Genomic DNA, 13,212 nt, shown 5'->3' on the forward strand with positions numbered 1-13,212 from the left:
CTCGTTAGGTCTTATAATAGCACTCCATTTTTACATCATGAGCTCTGTAACGGCACGCAAAGTTAAACTATAACTTTCACTTTTCTTTAACATTACATGTATGTAGGGCGACTGGATACTATGTGTATCCGGTTTTTTGTTATCGTACAATCATAATTCTTAAAGGGAAGAAAGTAGTCCTAGAATTTTGATAAAAAAAGAAGGATAGATCAGATGAATGATTTACCCTTCTTTTTCCAATAAAATTGATGATTAAATTGAGTTTTCGATACGTGATAAACGAAGTGATCGGCCATCTGCAGAGGTATTTCGAACCTATGTAATAGAAATATTTTAGTTTTTTCAGGGTTAACCCTGCTTCGTACCCTTTGGGCATGTAACTTAGAAATATAGTTTGACCGTGCTTCATACTTCATTAATGAACTAATAAAAATAGTGCCAACTTCTCTTTAAGAGAAATGGGCACTTCGTTTATTCGCTATACGTTATCGTGACGCTTTAGGCGGTTGGCACACGTCACATTTACGTTGGTTTTTATTTTTAAATTTCGTAAATGTTTTTTCAAAGTTGCTACCACATGTACATTTAAATAGTAACTTTTGAGAAAAACCGTGATATTCAGTCGTTAGCAACTTACTTTCCGAATTGTTCTCAACAAATTCTTTAATTTTGCCAATTGTCCATTGTTTATTCATTCTCTTACACCTCCATATTTTATCGCTATGCGGAGGCTTTTCTTGGCATCCGTTCAATTATAAGTAAAAGTAGTATTTATCTTAGGTTATCCATTATAACATGAGCTGGCACTCAATTAAACAGATAGAATGCATCTTATTAAACCAAACTACTTCGTAGGCGATAGACACTTACATTGTTTTATATTAATTTCATACTGGATCCAAATAGCAACCTTCCTTATCGAAGTAATGCCATCGGTTAATTGAATTAGGAAATTACTCTTTATGACAAAAAAAGAACCTTCAATCCATAGATAGATCAAAGGTTCCTGTGTAAAAATCAAAATCAACTATAAACTAACTCTTTTTTTTTACTTAGACCAAGCGTCTCTGCTGTTGAAGAATGAATTTCGTTCAGAAGCTCTGGATTTTCCATTAATGACTCGCCATAGGAAGGAATCATTTCTTTAATTTTTGGTTCCCACTCTTTCATACGTTGCGGGAAGCATTTATTAATTACCTCAAGCATAACGTGAACAGCTGTAGAAGCACCTGGAGAAGCACCTAGTAATGCTGCAATCGAGCCATCAGAGGCACTTACAACTTCCGTTCCAAATTGAAGCGTACCTTTGCCGCCTTCAGCAGTATCTTTGATTACTTGTACACGTTGGCCAGCTACTACTAAATCCCATTCCTCGGTCTTAGCATTCGGGATAAACTCACGTAGCTCTTCCATGCGCTGTTCCTTCGATAACATGACTTGCTGGATCAGGTATTTTGTCAATGACATTTCTTTTGCGCCTGCCGCCAACATAGTCAAGACATTATTCGGTTTTACGGAAGTTATTAAATCGAACATTGAACCTGTTTTTAAGAACTTCGGTGAGAATCCGGCAAATGGTCCAAATAGCAACGATTTTTCATTATTGATATATCGTGTATCAAGATGCGGAACAGACATTGGTGGAGCACCAACTTTAGCTTTTCCGTATACTTTTGCATGATGTTGTGCAACAACGTCCGGATTATTACACACCATGAAAAACCCGCTTACTGGGAATCCGCCAATGTGTTTCCCTTCAGGAATACCGGATTTTTGCAGTAAGTGCAGGCTTCCGCCCCCGCCTCCAATAAAGACGAATTTAGCAGTATGGTGTTCTACGCTACCGTTATCGACATTACGCACTTTTAATTCCCATGAGCCATCACTAGTACGTTTAAGATTATCAACACTATGTTTGTATTTGATATCGACGTTTTTAGTCTTTAAGTGGTCAAACATCATGCGTGTTAAAGCACCAAAGTTAACGTCTGTACCAGAGTCTATTTTCGTGGCCGCAATAGGTTCATTCGATAGGCGGTCTTGCATGATAAGCGGTATCCATTCCATCAGTTTGGCTGGGTCATCGGAATACTCCATACCTTTGAATAGAGGATTGTTTGATAGCGCTTTAAAGCGTTTCTTTAAAAACTCTACATTTTTATCCCCTTGTACCATACTCATATGAGGCAATGGCATGATAAAGTCTTGCGGATTATTAATCAGCTTACTGTTTACAAGATAAGACCAAAACTGCATTGAAACTTGGAACTGTTCATTAATATTGATAGCTTTGCTAATATCTATAGATCCGTCAGATTTTTCGGATGTATAGTTAAGCTCACACAGTGCAGAATGTCCCGTACCCGCATTATTCCATTCGTTAGAGCTTTCTTCTCCTGCGTTTGCGAGCTTCTCGAACACTTTGATTTCCCATTCCGGTGCTATTTCTTTCAGTAATGATCCCAAAGTCGCGCTCATGACTCCGCCACCAATTAAGATAACGTCTGTTTTATTCTGTATGTTGCTCATTATAACCTTCCTTATCCGCTATATTTGCAAAAAAGATGTAGGCGCTCCTGCTTAGGTCTCACAAAAAGCCAGACGCGACCTAGGAACACACCTTTTCTGTCTCATTATAACTATATCATAGTCTATTATAATTATTTATAGATTAAAGTATTCTACTATTACTTTTTGTTAAAATATTCTTTCTGTGAAAAAATGAACGTAAACTAATTGCCCCAATCGTAGCATAACAAATAAGTTGCTCCAGCAACCATCCTTATTGAAGTAAGAAACTGTTAGTGAAAATATATTAATATATCCGGAATCAGTAATGAAATAAACATAGATCGACAAAATCAAAGGTAAAGTAACCATTTCCCTAAATATGTGGTTTCAACACCAAAACCTCCATTTCAGTTCTTAAGGCTTGTCTAAATCTATTTTAGCCTATTTTCCAATTCTCCTGTATGGGAATTACTGGGAGTCGACCCATTGTGCAATCATTAAACTATCTGCCCCGTTAATTCTATAAGAAAAAGGCTGAGACAGCAACCTTCCTTATTAAAGTAAAGCGTCCATTACTTTAAGTACAAATCATCACAAACTCACAATTCAGTGAACCGGACTGCACCAATTACAATAAAAAAAACTGCCAAGATGACAGCTTCGGGTTTCTATAAAGAGTCCTTTGCGAAAAGGATCCGATCCAGCATCCATTTCACGTTTAAAGTTCGTCATAGGCAAATCCGCAGGAGCAACGATTTATCCCAAATAACAGGTGATAAGATGCGGGAAATTCCTGATTGACTCGTTGAACTGCATGTGCAAATTCATTACCAATCAAACTTTACATAATCCCCTTCTTTGATTTGATTCTTTTCAAACCATCCAAGATTCACTTCAATTGCATAATGATAAGAAAGTTCCGGATCATAGGTAGGACATATATCCACTTTACAAGGCTCCATATCAAGTATTTTTAGAATTTCCCCATCTGAATCAAGAAAAGCAATAGATAAAGGAATGAATGTGTTTTTCATCCAAAAGCCACCATATATTTTTTCCGAATACACAAATAACATCCCCTCATTTTCGGGTAATTTTCTAACAAACATTAAGCCCTTTTCTCTTTTTCTATGAGTATCTGCAACTTGAACGGTTAATCTAGTTTCCCTGTTACCACTGAGTATTTTTATCATTTTTGTTTTTATTCTATTTTTCATGTTCACTCACCTTCGATTAATATTAATAAGCAGGAAAGAAAATTGATGTCTTTTTAAAAGAAGTTCATGAGATTGAAATTTCCTTTTTTCGAAAAAACGTCTTTTCCCCTAATAATAAAAAGGAAGAAAGTTGGAGATAAAAACGAAAACAAGAAGAAAAAAATAACTAGGCAAGCTCCTTTTCACTTCTAATACTTATTCTCTGGTTCTAAATTTAATACTTTGTTTTCAATAATCAAAGCAACAATATATAAAAAGATTTGTTCAACTATCCTGCCGCTTTAGTTCAGTAAGAAAAAGCTGCCTTAAAAACAGACCCGATCTTCAGCTAACTCACCCGTTAGTTCTATAAAAAATGTTACGAATCACCGTATAAATGCAATACCAAGAATACTGCGAACCATATAACCGCAATACCAAAATCTAATAACATCTGCTTCTTATTTTCTTTTTTTAAAAAACATTCAAATCCATCTATTATTGAACCAATTCCTGATAAAAGAATTATATATTTTATGAAATTAAAATTAAAATCGTTAATTAAACTTAATATTAAAATTAAGCCCGTTGCTATTATCATTAAATATCTAATCAGTATAAATGGTTTAGTACTTTCTCTTTTTTCAAAAAACAATCCCATTACAAAACACCGCCTAATATAGCCTGCCTTGTTAGACAAATAAGGAACAGGCTACCGAAATAACCTTAGCTTGTTGAACTCCTCTATTACATTTAATCACTATAGTTTTATTATATCTCTTATGGAACTAACCTGCCCCGTTAGTGCCATAAGAAAAAGGCTGCCGCAGCAACCCCTGTTAATGAACTAACGCACCGTGTTAGTTCATTAAAAAAGCGATTCTTATTAAAGAATAGCGCCCGTTTGCGGAACAACTTTATCGACGTGATTACATATTTCACTGGCGGTACGTCAAAATCCATCAATTATTGGCCCAACAACTATTAATTACCCTTAATTTATTTGATTTGCTCAGCCAACTCTAAAATAATTCCCTCTGGTCCACGACAGTAGCATAACTTATAACTTTCTTCATAGTGTTGTATCTCACTAAAGATTTCCGTACCTTTCTTTTTCAATTTGGCAACAACAGCTTCAATATCTTCAACAGCAAATGCAATATGCGGGATACCCAGGGTATTTGCAAAAGGTTGCTGAATATCTTTTTCATCTGACGGCGTATAAAATTTAATTAGCTCTATCCATGCCTGACCGTCTGGCGTTCCCAATCCTACACATGCTACTTTAACGTCATTAAGCCCACTCATCTGATCCATCAACTCTCCTTCCAATTCCCATTCCCCTTGCACTTCAAGTCCAAAATCGAGAAAAAACTCTTTAGCAGCAGAGAGATCATTTACGATTACACCTACATGATCTATTCTGAGGATCTTCATATCTCATACCTCCTATGTTCCTGTTATTTTGCAATATCCTGTTTTCTTCATAAGTTTTTTTGAAGTTCTAATTCGCTAAAAACAGAAAATATCCTTCTTCAACAAACTGGCCCAATTGTTGAAGAAAGGTCAAAGAGCACTCTTCAACTATCCTGCCCCGTTAGCCATCCATGAATCGCAAAGAATGAAAATGGTTAGGAAGTGTCAATACTGATACTGACCTTAATCCAGTCAACCCTAATCCATAGACTAATTAATTAACGCTCTCCTCTTTTTTTAAAACGATTGAGCAGGGTCTTCTTAAGTATTGTCATTTTTCATTTTTAAAGAAACTTATTTTCATGGTAGTTCCTTAAAGAAAAAGCTGCCTTAAAGACGACCCGACCTTCAGCTAAGGTAACCGTTAGTTCATTAAGAATCGCAATTTACATAGAAGGAAGATACACTCTCCATTCTTTCCAAGCTTTAAGATAGCCACCCAAGTCATGCGGGTGAACTCTAATACAAACACCTATACGTGTGTATAATTGAAAAAGAACTTCATCCAAAAGCCTTTCTGTATTAAAGGGGACATCTTGAGTCAATAATGAGAAAGATTGCAATAGTGTCCTTAAATTTAAATTGTCTGGAGAAGAGCAAAATGCATAAGTAAAATCATAAATCTTTGGACCGATTAAAGGCGAAGGGTCTATAACCCCATTTAATTTATTGCCCATATATACAAAATTATGAACACCAGCATCTCCATGTAGGTAATACTTTTCTTCTTGATGTTCGTATGTTTTCAATTTATTAACCAATAACTCCACTTTTTTATGATCCTCACTTGGTAATAAATCGCCTATATCCTCTTTGGCAAATTCCAAACTACTTAGATTGAAGTCCGCCCATGAATTTCTATGTATTCCATTTACTCTTCCCCAGTTATCTTTGTTTACTTTTTTGTATTTATTTAATAGTTCCTTAATTAAAATAGTCATCCATTCTAATTTAGATCCTCGATTAAAATGAGTTTCTCCAGAAATATAGGAGTATACAATAAATTCTTTTTTCTCGTCTGTATAAAGTACATTAGGCAACAAATTTACATCTTTATAAGTAAGGAGAAAATCCTCTGTTGTAGCTATAATTTTAGGTTGGTCTATTTTTATTACATATTTCGGTATTTCATTATTATGTAGAGTATATAAAATTCCATTTGTAGTACCACTTTTTAATTTTGTGAAGTCTGTGTCATCACTTTTTATTATGCCTTGGTTTACAAGACTATAAATAATTTCATTTATTTTCTCCATTTATTTAGTCCTCTCGATTAATCTTGGTAAGTCTTTATAAATATGTAAATTCGCTCTTCTTATTGAACTAACCAGCCCCTTTAGTTGCATAAAGAAAAAGCTGCCTTAAAGACAGCTCCGATCTTCAGCTAACGCACCTGTTTGTTCAATAACTAATTAAATAATTTGAATGAACTAAACCCCATAACATAACCTCCACCAATACCAATCACCATGCCAAAAAGTGTCCATTGTGAAATGTAAATACCGAACATAAATAACAATAACCCCAATAATCCTAATAGACCCATTTTTTTATTCACTAAATTGTCTCCCATTTCCTCGCATATTCTTTCATGCACTACCTATCTCCAAATTATAACAGTTTCTTCTTGAACTCCCTCAGTTTAATACGATTTTCTCACAAATACTCGCTTATTCGCAGGATTTCATCACCATTGAATTTATGTTCACGGTTAAATGGAGTGATTTCAGGACATGAAAATTTCGTGAAGGCATAGTGAAATAAAGGAGTTGTACAACACTCCACATTTTACCATATAATGTACATTCTCCACGCCGCCCCTGGAGGCTTTCCCTCCCATGTCTCAACGGGTCAATTGCCCTATCATTCCTTCGTCATGCCTATCCAAGGGGTGGAGGCCAGTTATGCTATCCTGATGGGTCGGTGCCCTTTTGTTCAAGAAATCTGGTACTCCGTACATATTTGAAATCCTACGAATAAGCCAACATTCGTAAAAAGAAAAAGTCTATGAAAATTAGTTTTTGAAGGTTCCCTTCGAGAACCCTAAAACTACGCAACCAGTTCAGTTATAGGTTGAACTTTATCTGCACAATAAGACTCGTTTCTGCGTGCTATTCCAACAAATATCCTGGCTAGTTTACCTACCAATTTCATAATCGATTTCATTTTCTTCATTTTTTTCACCTTAACATTATGGGTATGAATGGCTCGAAATTCCGTGTTATTCATCACAAGGCTCATGGTGGCTAAGTAAAGGAAACGCCTTAGCCTGGATCGCCCTCGCTTAGAAATGACCATTTGGCCTTTCCACTTTCCAGAGCTTGCTTCAGCCAGATGCAACCCAGCGTGCCGAAGTAAAGAATTACCGTGTGAAAAACCACTTAGATCTCCTGCTTCACCTAATATTCCGGCTAAAGAAATTTCACTAATTCCCTTAATGGCAAGAAGCTTCTTGGCAAAAGGTATTTGTTTTAATACATCCTTAACCTCTTGTTCCACTCTTTCGAGTTGTAAGACTGCGAGGTCATACTCCTCTAATAATTGTTCCAAATGAAATTTATACGCTTCAAGTGCTTGTCTTGTGCCGACAGATTTCCTAGCTAACTGAAGAAGTAATTGAGCTTTCTTTAATCCAGGCTGCCTCTTCATTATTGATTTCCATCCTGAAACAACATCATGAGATTTCAGGGAACGCAGTTCCATTGGAGATGGAAATAAACGAAGTGTGGCGATAGCCCCTTTACCAGTAATGTCTTTAAATACTTGCCTGAGTTCGGGAAAGACAATATCCACCCAACGGTTTAATTGATTAATAGTGCTAACGAGTCGTTTAACTACCACATCACGGTTAGACATAAGGACCCTAAGTATTTCAAATGATTCTGAAGTGTTCCTGACAAAGGCGTAGTAACCGTTCTTCACCATATCAGCGATGACCAGGGCATCTTTCTTATCACTTTTGGACTGAGTATTATCACGGTTTTCTTTATTCCTTTTTACTAAGTGAGGGTTTACTGTTACTACCTCAATTCCTTGTTTAAAAAGCCATTTTGAAAGATTAATCCAGTAATGGCCTGTAGGTTCCATTCCCACAATGGCTGCATCCAGTTTATTTAATCTTTGAAGCTTATCCATCCATTTTAATAAACTAGCAAATCCATCTTCATTATTTTCAAATGCAAGTGGATCTCCGACTACAATTCCACGGAAATTCACTGCTCTAGCCACATGTAATTGTTGGGCAATATCCACTCCAACAACAAGGTGATTATCGGAAATTCTTTCTATTAGTTGATTTTGTTTATCTTGCATTTTAAACTTCATATTAGGGTTCCTCCTAAGGTTTTGAGTTAGAGTGGTTTCTTACTCATATCTTACTGAGGAGCCCTATTTTTTTCAAAGCTGAAAAATAATGAACTACAGGAATGCTATCCTGCCCCTTTATTCAGTAAGCAAAAAAAGCAACCAAATCGGCAGCTCTGGATCTTGAACTCCATAGTTGAAGTACATACCTTCACAATCATACAAATACCAAAAAGCATTTCTTCAAATGGGGAACTTTTCACTTTGCACAAACAATGAAACTATTTAATGAATGCCCATTTCCATTTGAAGTGTTCATCAATTCATAATAACTAGTTATTAACGGTTGTATCATGGAAGGAACTTTAATAAATTCTGCACGGATACTATTTGCATAACTTTTTTCCCATTGACCGTCTTGTAATAAGGTTGCATCGACTGTAAGTTGTTTTATCACTTCAAAATTTGCTTGCTGGAGTAGCTGGTGAATTTGAGTTTTATGAAACAAGTTTTGGATATTTCCTTCATTCTTTACGAAGTTTGAATATAAGGCTAGAATGGAAACCGCACAAAAATGGGAACGTTGCGTAATGTAGGTAAAGTCGAGGTCCCATTCTGCAAAACATATATGTTTTACCAATCCACTAATTTTTTTAAAGTAATTCAATAAATCTTCTGGTTGCTTGAAATACCATGAACAATGGGATAATACCGCCACATCAAATGTTATAGTTGGTTCAAAAAAATCAAAATCCATTTCAAAATGGAAGTCAATACGTTCACCTAATAGAGATTTCTTAATACGTTCTGTTGCTTGACCTAATGTTAATGGTGCCCCGTAATTGGGACTAGCAATATCTATTGCGACAACACATCCGTTTTCTCCTACTGCGTCTGCTATTGCAACTGTTGTATCCCCTTGACCACAACCTATTTCTAATACACGGATTCCTTTTTGAATCCCAAATGCTTCTACTAATTCCATACGGTGCTGCAACTGAACTTGTTGTATCAAATCATCTTAAAATAATTGATATTTCGATAAAAAAGATCTTGTTTTTTCGTTTAGTTGAAATGACTTCAAGTATAATTCACCCCACATTTATTGTGTTGGTTCATCAACAATGAAAAAGGCTGCCTCAGCAACCTCCCTTATTGAAGTAAAGCACCTATTAGTTCATTTAGAGACATAACTTTATATAATTAATAAATCACTTTAAACTATACCAAATTAATCAATTTATGTTAAATTTTTCTTTTTATAGACCTTTTTTAAAACATTAATGTTGATTTTTGCACAAATAAAGAAGACCTCTTATTGTGGTCTTCTTTTTTTAATTTTCTTGAATTAATGCACCTGTTAGTTCAACAAGAAAAGGATTTCATAGATTAGTTTAACCTGTTACCACGTTTATTTTTGGTTCTTCACAAGAAATAACATCAATCGTGTGATTTAAGCAGAGAAACTGATAATGAATGTAATTTTCAGAGGGACATATATCTTCTCGTTCATTCGTGGCTATTTTTATATAATCCAAGTACCTTGACTTGGTATATAACCGAAATAGCTCTCCCTTTGATATTTCAGAATTATCTATAGAATATGAAAAACATTCATCGATAACAGAATATGAAATATATGATTCAAATTCTAATTGCACCAAAGGTAAATCGATGTTGAACGTGCTTCTATTAATAAGCAATTGTAATGAATTTTCTTTGGATTCTATTATTTTTTCCAAATAACTATATCCTTTCTCTTGCATCAATTCATTAAAATCCACTTCATCATCACTCATTCCTTAATTTTACTATTTAAATTACACTTCATTTCCCAGTCGTCTTCTTCAAATAACCTGACCCTTTAGTTCCATCCATAAAGAAAAAACTGCCTTTAAGACAGCACTGATTTTATGCCAACGCAACTGGTAGTTCCTTAAGAAACATAGTTATTTTATAGGAAGAAACCACACATCTTCTTCTCCATAGACATCTCCTGTGGGAAGAAAGCCAAAACGTTTATATAATTCACGAGCATTTTCGTTATCTTTAAATACGGTTAGACGAATTTCTTTACAAATGGTAAACCTATTTGCTATCCAATGAACCATCTCAGACAGTGCCGCCCTACCATATCCTTTACCCTGATAACTCTCATCAATTATGAATCCGTTAATCCAATACATATTCGTCGTATTTTCATCGTAAGCATGCATGATAAAGCCGACCATTATCTCTTTGTCATATATGGCAAAGGGCAAATAAACAATGTTATCCCCGTCTGGTTTAATATAAACTTTGGCAAGTGAAACGGCTACTGGTGGTACAAAGTTATTTTGCTGTTTCTTAACTTTTAGTGCTAATGCCGCTTCCCAATTTTCTCTCGTAACACATTTCAAATGTACTTTCATAAATTTCACCTCTAATCATAGCTCCTGATAATGAAGCAAAGCCCCCCCCTTTACTTTAAGTACACTCCTTCACAATCTTTGCTATATTAATATGCACGTTAGGAGTAAAGAGAGTATGCTATTCTATTGGCTTAACCTTATATCTCAAAACAGTTTTTAAGTTTGCAGGTTCAACTTTTCTAAAATCTGAAAGATATATTTCTCTATGTTGTAATGAAGTTCTTTCAAGATTATTATTTTTTATGAATTCATTCATTAATTTAAAACTTTGAGGTTCATCATCATATGGGCCTACATGAAGCATTTGGACAGATAAACCATCTTGAAATGTACCGAATTTTACATCATTTAGAAATGGATGTGGTTTCTTTTTTTCTACATTTTCAAATACTCTCTCTACTATTTCTTTTGTTACAAAATCTGGTTGTCTAATCATGATAGTATATAATAATTCATCTTTATTTAATGTATCTAATTTCTTTCCCTCTTCTGTTAAATCCCATATTCCTTCTAATGGATATACAGTATATTCAAAATATCCATCTGGAGTGTATCCTTGCTTCGGCATCATTCTGACAGCATAAGCCAATGAATAAAGAACACCTATCTTTTCAGCGAATTCGTGTTCATTTGGATTTCCTTTTCCCTTTATCATAAAAAATTTCTGTTCTGGAATTGTTACAAGTTCAGATTTTTGTTTTGGGATATATAAATTCTTCTCTTGTTTTCTCCATTCGTATTTCATTAGTTTTTGTTCCCTTCTATATATTTTTTTATTATGTTTGATTACTACTTCAACGTCCTTCTAAATAAACCTTCTTCTTCAACAAACCTGCCCTTGTTAGTTCAATAAAAAAGCGATTCCTAATTAAAGAATCGCATCCTAAAAATTATATAAGAGAGTTATTGATCTTTTTTTAATCCTTTAATTGTTATATGAATCAAATATAACAATTACAAACATCCGAATGGCCATATCCCATATTCTTCACTAGGAAGATATTTATCTAATAAATCATTCAAAATAAGATATCCTATTATGATGAAGATTAGACCTGTTGTGAAAAATATTTAAGATGTTTTGATTTTTAATTTTTATTGAAATTCCTTGTTCCACAAAACTGCCCCGAAAGTTGCATAAAGAAAAAGCTGCCTTAGAGACAGCTTTGATCTTCGCTAATGCACCTGATTGTTTAATAAGACTTTGCACATGAGAGTCATCTTAATAACAAACAAAGCGAGATGATGCCCCTGTATAATTTAAATAAGTCGGCTCATCTATTTATGACTATTTTCTTTTTTGGTTATTAAGAATGCAGGCACGCCCTACTGGACACCATTACACAACCGACCGATATTCTCGACTTCAACAACGACCTCATCCCCCGACTTGATCGGGCAGCTGCCAGATGGTGAACCCGTGGCCAAAATGTCACCTGGCTCCAGAGTCATTACCTGCGAAAGCCAGCTGATTAAATACGGAATGCTTAGAGACATTTCATTGGTATTCCCGTCTTGGACAACGCGGCCGTTTAAAGTGGTCACAATCCGCAAATTGGTAGGATCTACCCCGGTAACGATGCACGGCCCCAAAGGTCCGAACGTATCAAATCCTTTGCCCCGAGTAAACTGTGGATCTTTTTTTGTAAGATCTCTTGCTGTGACGTCATTAAATATCGTGCAACCAAACACATAATCAAGCGCATCTTCTTCTTTAATGTTCTTTCCGCGCTTTCCAATGACCAGGGCCACTTCCCCTTCAAGCTCCACTTGGTTGGTTAGCTCGTTTGGAGGAAGTATAATATTCTCCTTGTCTGGAATAAGCGAAGATAATGGCTTTAAAAATAGAAATGGTTCTACAAGGTTTGCCTCTCCGCCCGTTTCCTTCGCATGACCTGCATATGTCCAACCGAAATTAACCACTTTAGAAGGTTTTACAGGTTCCAAAATTTTCACGTCACTATATTTCAGCTCTACCCCGTCATACTTTATTTCCTTGTTGACAAGTTCAGCAAAACTGCTAGACAGTTGTAATATCATCTCATCCTCAACAATACCGTAATGTATTTTGCCCTGTTGATTCTGATAGCGAACTATTTTTTGTGTTTTTTGTAGTACATGCATGATGAATAAACTCCTTTGATGAATAAGATATACTTACCTCAGATAATATAAAATTCGGCTCTCCTCTACTATAGTAACATGTCTGTTCTTTTACGTGAAAAAAGAGCTGCGTCGCAACTCCGTCTTCAACTTAAGCACCATTTACTTTAAGTACATTTCTTCACAATCTATATCTATATTTAATTAACACT

General features: G+C 35.2%; 13 protein-coding genes. All 13 read right to left on the bottom strand.

Annotated elements, in window-relative coordinates:
* Positions 1 to 485: 485 nt before the first annotated feature.
* Positions 486 to 695: a hypothetical protein gene (locus tag QUF94_RS23920; RefSeq protein WP_289318034.1), complete on the bottom strand. Its 210-nt coding sequence runs from the start codon at positions 693 to 695 to the stop codon at positions 486 to 488.
* Positions 696 to 1,023: 328 nt separating this feature from the next.
* On the bottom strand, positions 1,024 to 2,529 hold the full coding sequence (locus tag QUF94_RS23925) for a malate:quinone oxidoreductase (protein WP_289318035.1): 1,506 nt from the start codon (positions 2,527 to 2,529) through the stop codon (positions 1,024 to 1,026).
* Between the two features lie 809 nt (positions 2,530 to 3,338).
* Positions 3,339 to 3,728, bottom strand: a complete 390-nt coding sequence (locus QUF94_RS23930) for a DUF192 domain-containing protein (RefSeq protein WP_289318036.1) — start codon at positions 3,726 to 3,728, stop codon at positions 3,339 to 3,341.
* 358 nt (positions 3,729 to 4,086) lie between these two features.
* A complete protein-coding gene (locus QUF94_RS23935; protein ID WP_289318037.1) occupies positions 4,087 to 4,368 on the bottom strand; it encodes a hypothetical protein in 282 nt (93 codons plus the stop codon).
* A gap of 338 nt (positions 4,369 to 4,706) precedes the next feature.
* Positions 4,707 to 5,144 carry a VOC family protein gene (locus tag QUF94_RS23940; RefSeq protein WP_289318038.1) on the bottom strand — a complete coding sequence of 146 codons (438 nt, stop codon included), beginning with the start codon at positions 5,142 to 5,144 and terminating at the stop codon, positions 4,707 to 4,709.
* A 425-nt stretch (positions 5,145 to 5,569) separates the two neighbouring features.
* On the bottom strand, positions 5,570 to 6,439 hold the full coding sequence (locus QUF94_RS23945; protein WP_289318039.1) for a hypothetical protein: 870 nt from the start codon (positions 6,437 to 6,439) through the stop codon (positions 5,570 to 5,572).
* 152 nt (positions 6,440 to 6,591) lie between these two features.
* On the bottom strand, positions 6,592 to 6,741 hold the full coding sequence (locus tag QUF94_RS23950; protein ID WP_162604545.1) for a hypothetical protein: 150 nt from the start codon (positions 6,739 to 6,741) through the stop codon (positions 6,592 to 6,594).
* 491 nt (positions 6,742 to 7,232) lie between these two features.
* A complete protein-coding gene (locus QUF94_RS23955; protein ID WP_289318040.1) occupies positions 7,233 to 8,507 on the bottom strand; it encodes an IS110 family RNA-guided transposase in 1,275 nt (424 codons plus the stop codon).
* A gap of 238 nt (positions 8,508 to 8,745) precedes the next feature.
* A complete protein-coding gene (locus tag QUF94_RS23960; protein WP_289318041.1) occupies positions 8,746 to 9,471 on the bottom strand; it encodes an SAM-dependent methyltransferase in 726 nt (241 codons plus the stop codon).
* Positions 9,472 to 9,880: 409 nt separating this feature from the next.
* Positions 9,881 to 10,285, bottom strand: coding sequence for a hypothetical protein (locus tag QUF94_RS23965; RefSeq protein ID WP_289318042.1), 405 nt, complete (start codon positions 10,283 to 10,285; stop codon positions 9,881 to 9,883).
* Positions 10,286 to 10,435: 150 nt separating this feature from the next.
* On the bottom strand, positions 10,436 to 10,897 hold the full coding sequence (locus tag QUF94_RS23970; RefSeq protein WP_289318043.1) for a GNAT family N-acetyltransferase: 462 nt from the start codon (positions 10,895 to 10,897) through the stop codon (positions 10,436 to 10,438).
* Positions 10,898 to 11,015: 118 nt separating this feature from the next.
* Positions 11,016 to 11,642, bottom strand: coding sequence for a GyrI-like domain-containing protein (locus QUF94_RS23975; RefSeq protein ID WP_289318044.1), 627 nt, complete (start codon positions 11,640 to 11,642; stop codon positions 11,016 to 11,018).
* A gap of 581 nt (positions 11,643 to 12,223) precedes the next feature.
* Positions 12,224 to 13,021, bottom strand: coding sequence for a fumarylacetoacetate hydrolase family protein (locus QUF94_RS23980; protein WP_289318045.1), 798 nt, complete (start codon positions 13,019 to 13,021; stop codon positions 12,224 to 12,226).
* Positions 13,022 to 13,212 lie beyond the last annotated feature (191 nt).

The organism is Peribacillus sp. NJ4 (assembly GCF_030348345.1).
Lineage (GTDB): Bacteria > Bacillota > Bacilli > Bacillales > DSM-1321 > Peribacillus.